Origin of the sequence: Neorhizobium populisoli (genome assembly GCF_019430945.1) — a bacterium.
Taxonomy (GTDB): domain Bacteria; phylum Pseudomonadota; class Alphaproteobacteria; order Rhizobiales; family Rhizobiaceae; genus Neorhizobium; species Neorhizobium populisoli.
Genome location: NZ_JAHYCB010000007.1, coordinates 243266 through 258873 on the forward strand (window position 1 = coordinate 243266; position 15608 = coordinate 258873).

The following is a 15608-nucleotide window of genomic DNA, read 5'->3' on the forward strand; positions in this document are numbered from 1 at the left end:
GCTCCCGCTTCCATTTTATTCTGCTAAAGAGAGCCACATGAACCGTCGAAGATTTCTCAAATGGACCGGTATCGGAGCAATCGCTGCCCTTGTGGGCGGGGTTGCCGCGAGGAGCGCCATGGCTGGCAACACATATTATTCCGGTCCCGTGTCCGATCATTTCGACGGAACGGCCTTCTTCAATCCGGGCGGGATCGAGCCGCGCGGCGGGTTTGATCTACTGCGCTGGAAATTCAACGGCCTGAACGTTGCCTGGCCAGAAAGCTTTCCGAGCCCGTTTGCGCAGGCCATGCCGGAGACGCGGGTGTCCGGCGATCGGCTGGTGGTGACGATGGTCGGGCATGCGGCAATGCTGGTCCAGATCGCCGGTCTCAATATATTGACAGATCCTGTCTGGAGCGAGCGGACGAGCCCGGTCTCATTCGCCGGACCGAAGCGGGTCAATCCGCCAGGCATCCGCATGGGCGACCTGCCGCCGATCGATGTGGTGATCGTCACCCACAATCATTACGACCATCTCGATCTCGAAACGCTTCGGGTTCTGCAAAGCCGTGACAAGCCGCATTTCGTCACGCCGCTCGGCAATGATGCTATCATCCGCAGCAAAGTGCCCGATGCAAAAATTACGGTCATGGATTGGGGCGGTCGGGAGACGATTTCGCCGGGTATCGCACTGCATTGTGAGCCTTGCCATCACTGGTCGGCGCGCGGCATGGGCGACCGGCGCATGGCTCTCTGGGCCGCCTTCGTGATCGAGACGCCGGCGGGCAAAGTTTACCATATCGGCGATACCGGCTTTCATCAGGGCATCAATTATCGCGCGGCGAAGGAAAAACATGGCGGCTTCCGGCTCGCCAACCTGCCGTTCGGCGCCTACGAGCCGCGATGGTTTATGGCAGGCCAGCACCAGAACCCGGAAGAGGCGGTCGACGGAATGCTGTTATGCGACGCCGCCTTCGTCGCCGGCCATCACTGGGGCACGTTCAAGCTGACCGACGAAGGCATCGAGCAACCGGTTGAAGCACTTCGCGCCGCTCTGGACAAACGCGGCATAGACCACGAACGGTTCCGGCCGATGCGGCCGGGTGAAGTTTTCGAGGTTCCGGCGATTTCCGTCTGAGCCGTGAAAGACGGTTTGACTTGGCACTGTTCCAGGTCAATAAGTTGATTTATGGACACTACATTGCAGACCGCATCCGAGACCCGTATTCAACGCCTCAAGGCGCTGACCGACGAAACCCATAAGCGCCTCGACGACGGCATCATGGCGGCACAGCCATTCGCCAGCAGGGAGCGCTACGCGCTTTTTCTTGACGTACAGCACCATTTTCATGCGGATGTCGCCCCGCTTTACCATTCGCCGGAGCTTGGAAAACTCTTGCCGGATCTGGCCGATCGTTGCCGGCTCGATGCGCTGAGGCAGGACGTCGAGGACGTGACAGGCAAGCCGGCACCCGAATTGTCCGCGCAAACCGGTGACCTCGATCTGCCGACATCCCTCGGCTGGCTTTACGTGGCAGAAGGTTCGAACCTTGGCGCAGCCTTTCTTCTGAAGGAAGCGGCAAAGCTCGGCCTATCGGAAGAGTTTGGTGCGCGGCACCTCGCCGGCCATCCGGAAGGCCGCGGTTTGCACTGGCGGACTTTTGTAGCGGCCTATAACGGGCTGGAGCTATCGGAAGCAGAGGAATTGCGGGCAGCCGAAGGGGCAAAGGCCGCATTCCGGCGGGTACATACGCTGGTGGAACAGGTGTTTCAAACGGCCTGATTTCCTCGCCGACAAAATCCAAGGCTTAGCCTTTGGCAGAGGCGGGATGCGCTCCGCAGTCATCCCTCTTCTATGGTCAAGATAACGCGCTCTACCCCACCACTCTCACCACCGTCCCATTCCGCATGTAGCGGATCAACCTCTTCATATCGGCAAGACTGACCGCGATGCATCCCGCAGTCGGTTGATACCCCGGCTTGATCAGGTGAAAAAAGATCGCCGAGCCGCGGTTGCGGGCGCGCGACGTGATATTCCAGTCCAGTACGAGGCAGATGTCGTAGAGCCCGTCAGCCCGCGTCATTTCTTCATGGCTTCGCCGGAAGGGCGCTTTGACGAGGCGGTTATAGGCCGGGTGCTCCGGCTGGTCACACCACAACATGTCCTTGCGGATGCGCTTCATCGGCAGGGCGGTCGGCGACAGGCGCACTCTTTCGCTACGCGTGAAACCGTAGAGCAGTCGCATTGCCGCAATCGGTGTTGCGCCATCCCCTTCCCGCTTGAATGGCGTTGTCCCGGAGCGGCCGAGAGCCGCCTGCACCGTGATGCCGCCGAACGAGATGATCGCCCGCCTCCGGTCGCGCGGGGCGGTCCGCACGGTAATCACGGTGTCTTTTTTGTGAACTCCCTCGCGAAAACGCTGCATTTCTCTCACAAGGTTTTGCTTTGAATATGATTTCGTTTGAATTCATAGCACGATGAGATTTAGATCGAACAACCCTAAATGTGCTTTAATTGGCTGGTGATTCCGGTCGTGGTGCAACGGGTGAGACGAAAGGCAAGAACGCATGGCAGCGCGCACGATACTTCTGGTGGATGACGACGACGATCTGCGTGAGACCCTGGTCGAGCAGTTGTCGTTCTACGACGAGTTCTCGATCCTCCAGGAGGCGAATGCCGCCAAGGCGCTGAACACCGCCAAAACTGCCCAGATCGATCTCCTGATCATGGACGTCGGCCTGCCGGATATGGACGGCCGCGAAGCCGTGAAGCTGCTGCGCAAGAACGGCTTCAAGGCGCCGATCATCATGCTGACCGGCCATGATACCGATTCCGACACGATCCTCGGACTGGAAGCCGGCGCCAACGACTACGTCACCAAGCCGTTCCGTTTCGCCGTTCTCCTGGCCCGTATCCGCGCCCAGCTTCGCCAATACGAGCAGAGCGAGGACGCCACGTTCACGGTCGGCCCGTATATCTTCAAGCCCAGCCAGAAGCTGCTCACCACCGAGGACGGCAAGAAAATCCGCCTGACGGAAAAGGAAGCGGCGATCATCCGTTACCTCTATCGCGCCGGCCAGAAGGTGGTGACGCGCGACGTGCTGCTGGAAGAGGTCTGGGGTTACAATTCCGGCGTGACGACCCACACGCTCGAAACCCATGTCTATCGCCTGCGCCAGAAGATCGAACGCGACCCGTCCAGCGCTGAAATCCTGGTCACCGAAAACGGCGGCTACAAGATCGTACCGTAAAAAGAGCCCGATAGAACCGACATGTCGCTGACCGAAGATATCCGCCTGCTGACCCAGGTTCCGCTTTTCCGGGACATGAACGACGACCAGCTGCGTCTCGTCGCGTTCGGCGCCGAGCGTCGGCAGGTGGCGGCCGGTCAGGAACTCTTCCGCGAAAAGTCGCCGGCAGAATCCGCCTTCATCATCGCCCGTGGTCGGTTCGAACTGCTGATGACCGGTCGCGACGGCGACATGAAGGTAGAAGCGACCATCGGCCCCGGCACGCTTCTGTCAGAGCTCGCGCTGATCACCATGGTCGAGCGCAAGTTCACGGCCGTTGCCATCGACGATGCCGAGGCGATGAAGATCAGCCGGTCGCTGTTTCACCGCCTGCTGGAGGAATATCCACAGGTCGGACGGATGATCGAAGCACGTATTCGCGACAACATTGCCGGCCTCGCCAAGGCGGCGGCGGCGATGCAGCATCGGTTTGTTTGAGCGTCGAAATCCCCTTTGAATGCCGCAGCCCCTCATCCGGCTGCCGCCACCTTCTCCCCGTCCCGACGGGGAAAAGGAATATGCCGCGCCGCCTCCGTCCCTCTCCAGCTCTGAGTGGGGCACGTCCCCTCTCCCCGTCAGAACGGGGAGAGGGGGAGGGGCAAGCTTCCCAATTCAAACTTCTAAAACTTGAACACCGCCGTGACCGGCACATGGTCCGACGGCTGGTTCCACCTACGCGCTTCCTTCAGAACCTCGATCTTCTCGAGGAAAGGCCCCAGATCCGGCGACGACCAGATATGGTCGAGTCGACGACCCTTGTTCGCCGCTTCCCAGTCCTTGGCGCGGTAGCTCCACCACGTGTAGATCTTTTCCGGCTCCGGCGTGTATTGCCGCATCAGGTCTAGCCAGCCGCCCTGCCGGATGATCTCCTTCATTCCCTCGGTTTCGACCGGCGTGTGGCTGACGATCTTCAAAAGCTGCTTGTGCGACCAGACGTCATGCTCGAGTGGCGCGATATTGAGATCGCCGACGAGGATTGACGAAATGCCGGGCATCGCATCCGCCTTCAGCGCCTTCATCTCCTCGATGAAATCGAGCTTGTGGCCGAATTTCGGATTGATCGTCCGGTCCGGCTCGTCGCCGCCGGCCGGAACGTAGAAATTGTGCAGCCGGATACGCCGCGAGCCACGCTCGACGATCGCCGAAATATGCCGTGCATCGCCGACATTGCAGTAGTTCTGACGATGGTCTTCGAGAAGCGGGATCTTCGAGGCGATGGCAACGCCGTGATAACCCTTCTGCCCATGAATGATGATGTGCTCGTAGCCGAGATCCTTCAGCGGCTGCAGCGGAAACTCCGGTTCCTGGCACTTGATCTCCTGGAGGCAGAGAATGTCCGGCTTGTGGCGGACGAGAAACTGCTGGACGATCGGCATGCGCAGCCGGACCGAGTTGATATTCCAGGTGGTGATGGAAAACGTCATGGGCAAACCTCAATGATGCGGCGAGGTTTAGGCAATTTAAGCTATTCTGGAAAGCAAAAAGGCCGCGCGAGAGCGCAGCCTTTGCGAAGATCGCAATCTGATGTCAGCCGCGGTTGCGGACGTCGTCATAAGGAATGTTGAAAACCTTGTCGTCCAGGTTCACGCCGTTCTGCACGTTGTAGATCATCACCGACGTATCCTTGTTCTGGACATCGGTGATCGTCCACTGACGAAGGTCGTATGTCTTGGAATCGAACATCATGGTGATGGTCGAATCGCCGAACACGGTCTTGTTTCCGAGCACGATCGTCGTGAGATCGCTTTCCTGCTTGACGTCGCGGACCATCTGGTTGCCGAGATCGATGCGATCGGCCAGGAGCAGGCTAAGCGGCGTCTTCGACAGCGGATAGAGATCCCAGGTCTTGAGCTTCAGGTTGCCGACGACGACGTTCTTGCCGTCTGCGATGACGCGGATCGGCGACGGGTCCTCGAAGTTGAAGCGCAGCTTGCCGGGGCGCGAGATATAGAATTTGCCGCCGGTCTGTTCGCCGCGCGGGCCGAACTGCACGAACTCGCCCATCATGGTTTTGACGGAGGAGAAGTGGTCGGCAATCTTCTGTGCAGCGGCCGGAGATGCTGCCTGCGCAAAGCTCATGCCGGGATCCAGCGCGGCTGCGGCAAGGCCAACAAGGCCGAGCGAAAATTGCCGGCGTCCGATGGCGCCGGCACCAATGTTCGAAAGGATGGATTTTTGTTTGTTCATTCTGGTCTCCTTCCCTTTATCTTTCGGCGTCAAACGCGGCGTCTTGATGACAATGCTCGGCAATCACGAAAACCTCACCGATCGAGGATATCGCCCTCGGTCGGCACCAGAATCTCGCGTTTGCCGGCGTGGTTTGCCGGCCCGATCAGCCCTTCCTGCTCCATGCGCTCGATGAGCGAAGCAGCACGGTTATAACCTATCCCGAGGCGCCGTTGGATATAGGATGTGGAGGCCTTGCCGTCTTTCAGCACGACTGCCACCGCCTGGTCGTAGGGATCGTCCGAATCAGCAAGATTGGAGGTGCCCGCGGATCCACCGTAGCCACCTTCATCCTCGTCCTCATCGGCCGTGATGGCATCGAGATATTGGGGCTGGCCCTGAGTTTTCAAGTAGGCGACGATATCCTCGACTTCGGTATCGGAGACGAAAGGCCCGTGAACACGCTGAATGCGGCCGCCGCCGGCCATGTAGAGCATGTCGCCCATGCCGAGCAGCTGTTCGGCGCCCTGTTCGCCGAGAATCGTGCGGCTGTCGATCTTCGAGGTGACCTGGAAGGAGATGCGGGTCGGGAAGTTCGCCTTGATCGTACCGGTGATGACATCGACGGACGGGCGCTGGGTCGCCATGATGACGTGAATGCCGGCGGCACGCGCCATCTGGGCCAGGCGCTGCACGGCGCCTTCGATATCCTTGCCGGCGACCATCATCAGGTCGGCCATTTCGTCGATGATCACGACGATATAGGGGATCGGTGCGAGATCGAATTCTTCCGTCTCGTACATCGCTTCGCCCGTATGGCGGTCGAAGCCGGTCTGCACGGTGCGGGTCAGAACCTCACCCTTTTCCATCGCCTGCTCGACGCGGCTGTTGAAGCCGTCGATATTGCGGACGCCGATCTTCGACATCTTCTTGTAGCGCTCTTCCATCTCGCGGACGGTCCATTTGAGCGCAACGACGGCCTTCTTGGGATCGGTAACGACTGGCGAAAGCAGATGCGGAATGCCGTCATAAACAGACAATTCGAGCATCTTCGGGTCGATCATGATCAGGCGGCACTTCTCCGGCGTATAGCGGTAGAGAAGCGACAGAATCATCGTGTTGATGGCAACCGACTTACCGGAACCGGTCGTACCGGCCACCAGCAGATGCGGCATCTTGGCGAGATCGGCCACGACCGGCTCGCCGCCGATCGTCTTGCCGAGCGCCATGGCAAGCTTCGCCTTGCTGCCTTCGAAATCCTTGGAGCCGATCATCTCGCGCAGATAGACGGTCTCGCGGGTACGGTTCGGCAGTTCGATACCGATCGCATTGCGGCCTGGAACGACAGCGACACGGGCGGCAATCGCGCTCATCGAACGGGCGATGTCGTCCGCAAGACCGATGACGCGTGAGGACTTGATACCGGGTGCAGGCTCGAGTTCGTAAAGCGTCACGACGGGGCCGGGACGGACATGGATGATCTCGCCCTTGACGCCGAAATCCTCCAGTACGCCTTCAAGCAGACGCGCATTCTGCTCCAGCGCATCGGCGGAAAGCGAGGTGTCGCGGGCAATAGCCTTCGGCTCGTTCAGGAGATGCACCGAGGGTAGCTGGAACCCATCGGCCGACAGGAAGGAAGTCTGCGCATCACGGCCGACGCGGGCGCTCGGCTTCGGCGGCGCGGCAGCCGGCGTAACACGCGAGGGTGCGCGGCCGCTTGGCGAAACCGGAGCGCGGGAAGCGACGAACGGCGCATCGTCATCCTCGTCGTCATCGGACAGGATGCCGGCCGGACGTGCCGGCATGTCGAACGGCGGATCGTCGTCGTAATCGTCATCTTCGCCATGCGCCGAGATCGGCGGCGCGGCTACGACGCGGCGAGATGTGCCGGCCCGTTCGGCAAGACCGTCGAGAGACGGTTCGGCGCGGCGGCCGATATTGGACGGCGTGGCCTTGGCGCGCACGGGTTCGTTCAAAGTGCCGAACTCGTCGTCGTTGAAATCATAGGGCTGATCGAAATTCATCTGCGCCCGCGGCTTGACGCCAGCAAGCCGGCGCAGACGCGCCTGCGCGGTGTACCAGTAGTGCGCGAGTGCCCCGAAAGCGAGGAAATTGCCGAAGCCGCCCTCCTCTTCGTCCTCTTCTTCAACTTCTTCGCGGCGCGGACGCGCCTTGACGGCCGCCACCGGCTTGTCTTCGTCTTCCGATTCCTCTTCGAGAGCCTCTCCGATGAGACCGGAAGCAAACAGCATGAGATAGGCGCAAGGCAGCGTAAAGATGCAGCCGAGCACGGTGGCCACCATGCCGGTCGGATAGGCGCCGACGAAAAGTGCTGGAAAACGCAGGATCATGTCGCCGATCACTCCACCGATACCGTTCGGGATCGGCCAGGTCAGCGGCGCCGGAAAACAGCCAAGCGTTGCGGAGGCGAGCAGCGTGCCGCCGCCCCAGGCAGCGAGACGAGCCGGAACGCGGTCATATTTGCGGCCGGAAATCAGTGCCAGCGCGAAAGCAAGGACGGGCAGCAGCGCGACGATGCTGGCAAGCCCGAAGAACTGCATCATCAGGTCGGCAAAGGTGGCACCGGCACGGCCGAGAAGATTGGCGGGCGTATTGTCGGTAGCGTAGGAGAAGCTCGGATCGGCCACGTTCCAGGTTGCAAGTGCCGCAACCGCCAGCCCAAGGCCCAAAAATATCGCGAAGCCGACCAGCGCCATCGTCTGTCGCCAGACGAACGCGGTGAGCACCAAGCGCGTGGATCGGTTTGCCATCGCCGCCGAACTGCTTCTGCCCATCTTTGCTGCCCACTTCCTCGTAACGCAACGCCTCACGCGAATCGGCACGCCGCCGGCCAATTCACGGAATTCCCGTCGGTTATAGCCTGCTGATGGTTAACGGCGCTTTAACCTCAACGAATGATGAATGTCTAAAATAACCATAAAAAAGCCCGGACCAACGGTCCGGGCCAGTGCGGCATCCGCAATCGGACGCCGCGGCGGGAGATCTGGGAGCGGCAGTCGCCCGCCGCCCATACGATTGATTAGGAGTGGTAAGCAGCTTCGCCGTGGGACGCGAGGTCGAGACCTTCGCGCTCGGCTTCGACCGGAACGCGCAGGCCGACGATCAGGTCGACGATCTTGTAGAGGATCGCAGAACCGATGCCAGACCACAGCAGGGTGACGATGACACCCTTGGTCTGTGCCCAGACCTGAGTTGCCGTGCCGGCGTAGCTGGCTGCGAAGTCAGCCGTCGAGTAGTCGACAATGCCGGTACCACCGAGGGCCGGGTTGACGAATACGCCGGTCAGGATGGCGCCGATGATACCGCCGATGCCGTGAACGCCGAAGACGTCAGCCGTATCGTCGTAGCCGAACTTGTTCTTCACAGTCGAAACGAAGAAGTAGCAGACCGGCGAAACAATCAGGCCCATGATGATGGCGCCCATCGGGCCGACGAAGCCGGCAGCCGGGGTGATGACGACGAGACCGGCGACGGCACCCGAGGCAGCACCCAGCATGGAAGCCTTGCCGCGAGCGAAGGTTTCGACGATCGACCAGGCGGCGACGGCAGCCGCGGTGGCAACGAAGGTGTTGAGCATAGCGAGCGCAGCGTAGGCGTTCGCCTCGAGGTTGGAACCGGCGTTGAAGCCGAACCAGCCGACCCACAGAAGCGCTGCACCGACCATGGTGAGCGTCATGGAGTGCGGAGCCATCATATCCTTGCCGAAGCCGGTGCGCTTGCCGACCATGATCGCGCCGACGAGACCGGCAATACCGGCGTTGATGTGAACCACGGTGCCGCCTGCGAAGTCGATCGCGCCGAAGCCGAAGATCAGGCCGGTCGGGCCGTCATATGCGCTCGGGCCGCCCCAGAACCAGACCATATGGGCCATCGGGAAGTAGACGAAGGTAAGCCACAGAATGGTGAAGAGGATGACCGCGGAGAACTTGATACGCTCGGCGAATGCACCGACGATCAGCGCCGGGGTGATCGCGGCGAAGGTCATCTGGAAGCAGACGAAGACGAGTTCCGGAATGGCTGCACCCTTGGTGAAGCTTTCCGACATCGTTGTGACATCGACGCCAGCCAGGAACATCTTGGAGAAGCCGCCGACGAAGCTGTTCAGCGAACCGCCGTCGGTGAAGGCGAGCGAATAACCATAGGTGACCCAGATAATCATCGCGACGGCCGCGATCATCATCACCTGCATCAAAACCGACAGCATGTTCTTGGTGCGAACCAGACCGCCATAGAACAGGGCAAGGCCCGGCACGATCATCAGCAGAACGAGAATGGAAGAGATCAGCATCCAGGTCGTGTCGCCCTTGTCGACCTTCATGACCGGTGCTGCTGCAGCCGCGGCTTCCGCCGCAGGTGCTGCGGCCGTCTGCGCGAACGCGACAGCCGGCGCCATCAGGGCCGCGAAAGCAGCGCCCAGGCGTCCGAGAGTGGAAATCTTGTTCAATTGCATAGCTAAAAAACTCCCCTGTCAGCCGTGCTTAGAGCGCTTCTGTGTTGGTTTCGCCGGTACGGATGCGCACGGCCTGTTCGATCGAGTAGACGAAGATCTTGCCATCGCCGATCTGGCCGGTTTTGGCGGCAGAGGCGATCGCATCCACGGCCTTTTCGACGAGGTCGGAGGGGACTGCGATTTCGATCTTCAGTTTCGGCAGAAAACTGACGGCATATTCGGTACCGCGATAGATTTCCGTATGTCCCTTCTGGCGTCCGTAACCTTTGACTTCGGTGACGGTCAGGCCCTGGATGCCGACAGCCGTGAGGGCTTCACGCACCTCGTCCAGCTTGAACGGCTTGATAATGGCCATCACGATTTTCATCTGGCTTTCCCATCCTTTGGTTGTCCTCGGCGTAAAAGCCGACTCTCCGGATCGCTGTGGATCATGACAGCGACTGGCGAGATACATTCAAAGGGCGTGCCAGTTTCGAACGGGGGTATAAGTTATTGAAATTTAAAAGCTTATAAAAACGGCGCCAAGAAACGGGCAATTGGTCGGCGTAAATATGTCTAAAACATGTGCAATCTAAAAATTTTGCACAAAGATTATGCGTTTGCCTTTTTCCGAATCAGTCCTTCCTGTGCCACCGATGCGATCAGCACGCCGGAGCGGCTATAAATGCTGCCGCGCGTCATGCCTCGGGCACCGGAAGCACTGGGGCTGTCCTGCGTGTAGAGCAGCCAGTCGTCGAATGTGACGGATCGGTGAAACCACATGGCATGGTCCAGGCTCGCCGCCTGCAGCTTCAGATCGAAGATCGACGTGCCGTGCGGATAAAGCGAAGCGTCGAGCAGCGTCATGTCGGAAAGCCAGGCAAGCACCGCATTCCGATAACGTCGATCCTGCGGCACTTCTCCGAGCGTGCGCACCCAGACATCCTGCCGCGGTTCAAGCTTGTCGCGCGTCAGGTAATGCACCAGCGACGTCGGGCGAACTTCGATCGGCCGTTCGCGCGACCAGTAGCGCCTAACGTTTTCCGGCGCGCTCTTCATGAAGAGTTCCTTGAACTCCTTCTCGCCCATCAGCTCTTCCGGCTGGGTGACCGCCGGCATGGCGATCTGATGTTCGTATCCATCCTCTTCGATCTGGAAGGAGACCGACATGGCAAAGATCGCCTTTCCATGCTGCACGGCGACCACACGGCGGGTGTTGAAGCTGGATCCGTCACGGATGCGCTCCACCTGGTATAGGATCGGCACCGACGGATCGCCGGGGCGCATAAAATAGGCATGCAGCGAATGGGCAAAGCGATCGTCGTCGACGGTGCGTTGCGCCGCCATCAGCGCCTGCGCGATCACTTGTCCGCCAAACACGCGTTGCCAACCGACATCGGGACTGACGCCGCGAAACAGGTTTTCCTCAAGCTTTTCGAGGTCGAGCGTCGCGATCAGCTCTTCCATGGCGGATCGAAATTCGGGCTGGCGCGACATTATGACGGTCTCCGGCGGTAGGAAGCGGCGGTTGGATGATCTATATCCAGGTTGAAAGTTTCTCAAGTCGCACGGGAGTTTGGGCAAATGCCGGACACGCTAGTTGACATGCTGGTTGTAGGTGGCGGTTACGTCGGTCTTGCCGCCGCTGTGGCGGTCAAGCAGGCTGCGCCGCACCTGAATGTCGAGGTGATCGAAGCGGCCCCCGAACACGTCTGGCAGAAGGACGAGCGCGCGTCGGCAATCATCGCGGCAGCAACCAAGATGCTCGACGTGCTCGGCGTCTGGAACGAGATCGCCACGGAGGCTCAACCGATCAACCGGATGATCGTCACCGACAGCCGCACCGCCGATCCCGTCCGCCCCGTTTTCCTGACCTTCGATGGCGAGATCGAGGAAGGCCGGCCCTTCGCCCATATGGTGCCGAATGTCGCCATGGTGCGGGCACTGCGCGGCGCCGCAGAGCGGCTCGGCATCGCTATTCGCCACGGCCTGATGGCGACCGGCTTCGTGACCACCAGTACCCGCTGCACCGTTTCGCTCTCCGACGGCTCGACGGTCGCCACCCGCCTCCTCGTCGCCTGCGACGGCGTGCGCTCCAAACTGCGCGACATGGCCGGCATCAAGACCGTCACCTGGGATTACGGCCAGTCCGGCATCGTCGCCACCGTTGCCCATGAGCGGCCGCACGAAGGCGTGGCTGAAGAACATTTCCTGCCATCCGGCCCCTTCGCCATCCTGCCGCTCACCAACAATCGTTCTTCACTCGTCTGGACCGAACGCACGGCAGAAGCCGATCGTCTCGTCTCGTCGGATGATCTGGTGTTCGAGGAAGAGCTGCAGCGCCGCTTCGGCCACAAGCTCGGCGATCTGCAGGTCGTTGGCGGCAAGAAAGCCTTCCCGCTTGGCCTGACGCTTGCCCGCGCCTTTGTCGCCCCGCGCTTCGCGCTTGCCGGCGACGCGGCCCATGGCATCCACCCGATTTCCGGTCAGGGCCTCAACCTCGGCTTCAAGGATGTCGCAGCTTTGGCCGAAACCATCGTTGAAGGCGATCGCCTCGGCCTCGATATCGGCGCGCTGAACGTGCTTGAGCGCTACCAGTCCTGGCGCCGTTTCGACACCTTCCGCATGGGCGTGACGACGGATGTCCTGAACCGACTGTTTTCCAACGACATCACCCCGATCCGCATCGCCCGCGACTTCGGGCTGGGTGTGGTAGAGCGGATGCCGAGGTTGAAGAATTTCTTCATCGATCAGGCTGCCGGGAAGAGTGGTGAGGGTGGGCCGAAATTGTTGGCAGGCGAGGCGATTTGAGACATTAGCTGCCCCTCATCCGCCCTGCCGGGCACCTTCTCCCCACACGCGGGGCGAAGGAAACAAACGGCTAACTCACCGCCTCGATCAACCTCAAAGTAACTCGGTTGATCGGAAAGTCGTTTTTTGGGTGAACACAGTGCGGCATATGTCCTTCTCCCCGCGAGCGGGGAGAAGGTGCCGGCAGGCGGATGAGGGGCGACACCGCCCTCGCCTCAACTCTCGATCTTCCGAGCCTCCGAAATCAACATGATCGGAATCCCGTCGCGGATCGGATAGGCCAATTGCGCCTTCTCCGAGATCAGCTCGTTGGTTTCCCGATTGAGCGAAAGCCGGCTCTTGGTCAGCGGGCAGACGAGAAGGTCGAGCAGTTTCGGATCGACCTTGCTGAGTTTTTCATCCATCTGCCGGCCTATTGCAGGATCGTGTCGGATTCGTTGAATCCACGCGCCAGAAAGATTTCCGTAATCGCGATCAGCGTCTCAGCTCGGGTTTTCAAATCCGGCGCTTCCAGCAATGCCTGTTTTTCGGCCGGACCGAAAGGCGACATCATCGAAAGCGAGTTGACCAGCGTCCGGTTACCGGCCCGCTCGACGCTTTCCCAATCGGCTTCCAGCTTGTTGGCATCCAGATAGGCCTTGAAGACGCGCAGCAGCTCATGGCGATCGACGGAGCTTTCGTCATCTTCGAGATCGGCCATAAAAGGCGCGATCTTGAAGGTCCGATAAGGATGTCCGCCACCTACTTCTTCGATCAGGCGGATACGGCATACACCGCTGATCGAGGTGATGTAACGACCATCGCCCGTCTCCGCGAAGGATGTGATCCGGCCGATACAACCGACCGTGGACAACGCCGCACGCGGACTTTCCGCCGCGCCGCCCGCCTCCAGAAGCGATGGCTGTACGATACCGATCAGCCGATCGCCGGTGATCGCGGCGTCGAACAGAGCGAGGTAACGGGGTTCGAAGATGTTGAGCGGCAGCTGCCCGCCGGGCAGAAGCAATGCACCGGTCAAAGGGAAAACGGGAACCGTTTCCGGCAAATCTTCGCGTTTCAGATATCTAGCATTGCCCACATGCATGGGTCCGACACCTCCCAGATCAGCGGCCAGACCGCGACGTAAATTCGCCGCTGAGGATAATGTGGGGCAGCCTCGCCATAACGCAAGGCTGATCGTGATTCCGATCCACAGGCCGCGACAAAAGAGGCCGGTAAGACCGGCCTCCTCAAGTAGATTTTATGAAAAAAGGATCGACGACAGACGCCGGCGGGCAGAGATCGTCGCCGGGTCCTTTGGCCCCCAGACCTCGAAGAAGGCGAGCAGCTCGCGGCGGGCGCCATCGTCCTCGAACGTGCGGTCCTTGCGCATGATCGTCAGAAGATGTTCGGCCGCCTGGTCGCGCTCGCCTTGCACATTGAGGATCTTGGCAAGCTTCAGGCGGGCGGCGTGGTCGTCCGGGTTGGCAGCGAGATCACGCTCCAGTGCGACGGGATCGCCGAGCTTGCGGGCTTCCTCGATCTGGTCGAGCTTTTTGGCGACAGCCTGGACGGCAGCATCCTTGGCAAGCTCTTCCGGCAGGGATGCGAGCATCTGGCTGGCACGCTCAGTCTCGCCCATAGCGATCAGGCACTGCATCATGCCCGCGGCAGCCTTGGCACTTTCCGGATCGGCCTGCAGAACGGCGCCGTAAAGCTGCGCCGCACCCTGAATGTCGCCGCCGGCGAGCAGCGTTTCCGCCTCAGCAAGTGCTGCCTCGATCTCGGCAGCCTGGTCTGTGCCTTCAGAACCGGCAACCCGTTCAATGAACTGGCGGACCTGGCTTTCCGGAACGGCACCCATGAAACCGTCGACCGGACGGCCATCGACGAAGGCGATGACGGCCGGGATCGACTGGATGCCGAGCTGGCCTGGGATCGACGGATGATCGTCAATGTTCATCTTGACGAGCTTTACCCGACCTTGCGCTTCGTTGACGACCTTTTCGATGATCGGCGTCAGCTGCTTGCACGGGCCGCACCACGGCGCCCAGAAATCCACAAGCACCGGCTGCTGCCGCGATGCTTCGATGACGTCCTTGGCGAAGCCGGCTGTGCTGGTGTCGCTGACATAACCACCAGCTGCCGGCGAACCCGCTGCGGGTCCAGCGCCAAAGCTCGCCGAAGCGGTCATCTGACCACCGTAGGAGCCGCCATAGGGATTGTCGCTGCCGCTCATGAGTGTTCTCCCGGAACGCTTGGGTAATATTGCCTGTTTCGCTGGCAAAGATCGTATGTCAGTCCGTGACTTTCAAGACAAGCGGCGTGTGTCCTGTCGCTTCCAGAAAGCGGATCAGGTCGTCGCGACCGATCGAGGTCGTCGCGTCGTTGGACAACGGATGTCCGTTGATGATGTCGTACTTCATGAGGTCTTCGTCGAGCACGAAGGTGACCTTGTTACCCGTGTCGTTGAAGGCACCGAACACGGTCACCGAACCCGGCACGACGCCGAGATATTCGAGCAGCATTTCCGGCCGGCCGAAGGAGACGCGGCTCGAAGCGCCGATCACCTTGTGAACCGTCTTCAGGTCCACCGTCGCATTCTCTTCGACGGTCAGCACGAAATACTGATCCTTCTTGTCCTTGACGAAAAGGTTTTTGGTGTGCCCGCCGGGGATTTCGTCGCGCAGGCTTTCCGACTCCGCAACGGTAAAGACCGGCGGATGCGTCTTGGTCGAATGAGAAATGTTGAGGCTGTCGAGGAAACGGAAAAATTCCTCGGCGGTTTTCGGGGCAGTCTCGGTCATGTTCGGAAGGGCTCTGTTGGTAGGCCGCGCGACTATAGCGGCAATGTTGCAGGTGGCCAAGCGAGCGCACACGATCTCGTGAGCACCTTGACCTTGTATGATGGTCGACCATTTAATTGAAA

General features: G+C 60.3%; 16 protein-coding genes. 5 read left to right on the top strand and 11 right to left on the bottom strand.

The features are described 5' to 3' along the window. Nucleotides 1-37 precede the first annotated feature (37 nt). Together KX729_RS21280 and KX729_RS21285 are read left to right on the top strand one after the other, a co-directional pair. Nucleotides 38-1120 carry an MBL fold metallo-hydrolase gene (locus KX729_RS21280; protein WP_219744497.1) on the top strand — a complete coding sequence of 361 codons (1083 nt, stop codon included), beginning with the start codon at nt 38-40 and terminating at the stop codon, nt 1118-1120. Between the two features lie 51 nt (nt 1121-1171). Then, complete coding sequence (locus KX729_RS21285; protein ID WP_219744498.1) at nt 1172-1765, top strand: biliverdin-producing heme oxygenase; 594 nt, start codon at nt 1172-1174, stop codon at nt 1763-1765. Between the two features lie 91 nt (nt 1766-1856). Here the strand turns inward: KX729_RS21285 and KX729_RS21290 are convergent, their stop codons facing one another. After that, nucleotides 1857-2408, bottom strand: a complete 552-nt coding sequence (locus KX729_RS21290) for a L,D-transpeptidase family protein (RefSeq protein WP_219744499.1) — start codon at nt 2406-2408, stop codon at nt 1857-1859. Nucleotides 2409-2550: 142 nt separating this feature from the next. Here KX729_RS21290 and KX729_RS21295 point away from each other — a divergent pair, with 142 nt between their 5' ends. Next, on the top strand, nt 2551-3234 hold the full coding sequence (locus tag KX729_RS21295; RefSeq protein WP_219744500.1) for a response regulator transcription factor: 684 nt from the start codon (nt 2551-2553) through the stop codon (nt 3232-3234). 21 nt (nt 3235-3255) lie between these two features. Then, nucleotides 3256-3711 carry a cyclic nucleotide-binding domain-containing protein gene (locus KX729_RS21300; RefSeq protein ID WP_219744501.1) on the top strand — a complete coding sequence of 152 codons (456 nt, stop codon included), beginning with the start codon at nt 3256-3258 and terminating at the stop codon, nt 3709-3711. Nucleotides 3712-3893: 182 nt separating this feature from the next. Here the strand turns inward: KX729_RS21300 and KX729_RS21305 are convergent, their stop codons facing one another. From KX729_RS21305 to tesB, 6 genes are all read right to left on the bottom strand, one after another. Beyond that, nucleotides 3894-4697, bottom strand: a complete 804-nt coding sequence (locus KX729_RS21305; RefSeq protein WP_219744502.1) for an exodeoxyribonuclease III — start codon at nt 4695-4697, stop codon at nt 3894-3896. 103 nt (nt 4698-4800) lie between these two features. Continuing rightward, nucleotides 4801-5460: an outer membrane lipoprotein carrier protein LolA gene (locus KX729_RS21310; protein WP_219744503.1), complete on the bottom strand. Its 660-nt coding sequence runs from the start codon at nt 5458-5460 to the stop codon at nt 4801-4803. A 74-nt stretch (nt 5461-5534) separates the two neighbouring features. Continuing rightward, the gene (locus KX729_RS21315) at nt 5535-8234 is read right to left on the bottom strand and encodes a DNA translocase FtsK (RefSeq protein WP_219744504.1); all 2700 of its coding nucleotides are present in this window, start codon (nt 8232-8234) and stop codon (nt 5535-5537) included. Nucleotides 8235-8479: 245 nt separating this feature from the next. Next, nucleotides 8480-9910: an ammonium transporter gene (locus KX729_RS21320; protein ID WP_219744505.1), complete on the bottom strand. Its 1431-nt coding sequence runs from the start codon at nt 9908-9910 to the stop codon at nt 8480-8482. A 28-nt stretch (nt 9911-9938) separates the two neighbouring features. Next, nucleotides 9939-10277, bottom strand: a complete 339-nt coding sequence (locus KX729_RS21325; protein WP_007773854.1) for a P-II family nitrogen regulator — start codon at nt 10275-10277, stop codon at nt 9939-9941. Nucleotides 10278-10501: 224 nt separating this feature from the next. Continuing rightward, complete coding sequence (gene tesB / locus KX729_RS21330) at nt 10502-11386, bottom strand: acyl-CoA thioesterase II (RefSeq protein WP_219744506.1); 885 nt, start codon at nt 11384-11386, stop codon at nt 10502-10504. A gap of 87 nt (nt 11387-11473) precedes the next feature. Between tesB and KX729_RS21335 the strand changes: the two genes are divergently transcribed. Beyond that, nucleotides 11474-12700 (top strand): ubiquinone biosynthesis hydroxylase, encoded by a 1227-nt coding sequence (locus KX729_RS21335; protein WP_219744507.1) that lies wholly within the window; start codon nt 11474-11476, stop codon nt 12698-12700. Between the two features lie 215 nt (nt 12701-12915). On the opposite strand, the gene KX729_RS21340 is transcribed toward KX729_RS21335, so the two are convergent. The 4 genes from KX729_RS21340 to KX729_RS21355 form a co-directional block, all read right to left on the bottom strand. Then, the gene (locus KX729_RS21340) at nt 12916-13104 is read right to left on the bottom strand and encodes a Trm112 family protein (RefSeq protein WP_219744508.1); all 189 of its coding nucleotides are present in this window, start codon (nt 13102-13104) and stop codon (nt 12916-12918) included. 8 nt (nt 13105-13112) lie between these two features. Then, nucleotides 13113-13784 carry an LON peptidase substrate-binding domain-containing protein gene (locus KX729_RS21345; RefSeq protein WP_219744509.1) on the bottom strand — a complete coding sequence of 224 codons (672 nt, stop codon included), beginning with the start codon at nt 13782-13784 and terminating at the stop codon, nt 13113-13115. Between the two features lie 156 nt (nt 13785-13940). After that, nucleotides 13941-14918 carry a thioredoxin gene (gene trxA, locus KX729_RS21350; protein ID WP_219744510.1) on the bottom strand — a complete coding sequence of 326 codons (978 nt, stop codon included), beginning with the start codon at nt 14916-14918 and terminating at the stop codon, nt 13941-13943. Nucleotides 14919-14976: 58 nt separating this feature from the next. Continuing rightward, the gene (locus KX729_RS21355; protein WP_219744511.1) at nt 14977-15486 is read right to left on the bottom strand and encodes a prolyl-tRNA synthetase associated domain-containing protein; all 510 of its coding nucleotides are present in this window, start codon (nt 15484-15486) and stop codon (nt 14977-14979) included. Between the last annotated feature and the right edge of the window lie 122 nt (nt 15487-15608).

Coding starts and splice junctions, on each gene's coding strand:
- KX729_RS21280 (WP_219744497.1), top strand. CDS start 38: ATGAACCGTCGAAGATTTCTCAAATGGACCGGTATCGGAGCAATCGCT.
- KX729_RS21285 (WP_219744498.1), top strand. CDS start 1,172: ATGGACACTACATTGCAGACCGCATCCGAGACCCGTATTCAACGCCTC.
- KX729_RS21295 (WP_219744500.1), top strand. CDS start 2,551: ATGGCAGCGCGCACGATACTTCTGGTGGATGACGACGACGATCTGCGT.
- KX729_RS21290 (WP_219744499.1), bottom strand. CDS start 2,408: ATGCAGCGTTTTCGCGAGGGAGTTCACAAAAAAGACACCGTGATTACC.
- KX729_RS21325 (WP_007773854.1), bottom strand. CDS start 10,277: ATGAAAATCGTGATGGCCATTATCAAGCCGTTCAAGCTGGACGAGGTG.
- KX729_RS21320 (WP_219744505.1), bottom strand. CDS start 9,910: ATGCAATTGAACAAGATTTCCACTCTCGGACGCCTGGGCGCTGCTTTC.
- KX729_RS21315 (WP_219744504.1), bottom strand. CDS start 8,234: ATGGGCAGAAGCAGTTCGGCGGCGATGGCAAACCGATCCACGCGCTTG.
- KX729_RS21310 (WP_219744503.1), bottom strand. CDS start 5,460: ATGAACAAACAAAAATCCATCCTTTCGAACATTGGTGCCGGCGCCATC.
- KX729_RS21335 (WP_219744507.1), top strand. CDS start 11,474: ATGCCGGACACGCTAGTTGACATGCTGGTTGTAGGTGGCGGTTACGTC.
- trxA (WP_219744510.1), bottom strand. CDS start 14,918: ATGAGCGGCAGCGACAATCCCTATGGCGGCTCCTACGGTGGTCAGATG.
- KX729_RS21305 (WP_219744502.1), bottom strand. CDS start 4,697: ATGACGTTTTCCATCACCACCTGGAATATCAACTCGGTCCGGCTGCGC.
- KX729_RS21345 (WP_219744509.1), bottom strand. CDS start 13,784: ATGCATGTGGGCAATGCTAGATATCTGAAACGCGAAGATTTGCCGGAA.
- KX729_RS21355 (WP_219744511.1), bottom strand. CDS start 15,486: ATGACCGAGACTGCCCCGAAAACCGCCGAGGAATTTTTCCGTTTCCTC.
- KX729_RS21300 (WP_219744501.1), top strand. CDS start 3,256: ATGTCGCTGACCGAAGATATCCGCCTGCTGACCCAGGTTCCGCTTTTC.
- KX729_RS21340 (WP_219744508.1), bottom strand. CDS start 13,104: ATGGATGAAAAACTCAGCAAGGTCGATCCGAAACTGCTCGACCTTCTC.
- tesB (WP_219744506.1), bottom strand. CDS start 11,386: ATGTCGCGCCAGCCCGAATTTCGATCCGCCATGGAAGAGCTGATCGCG.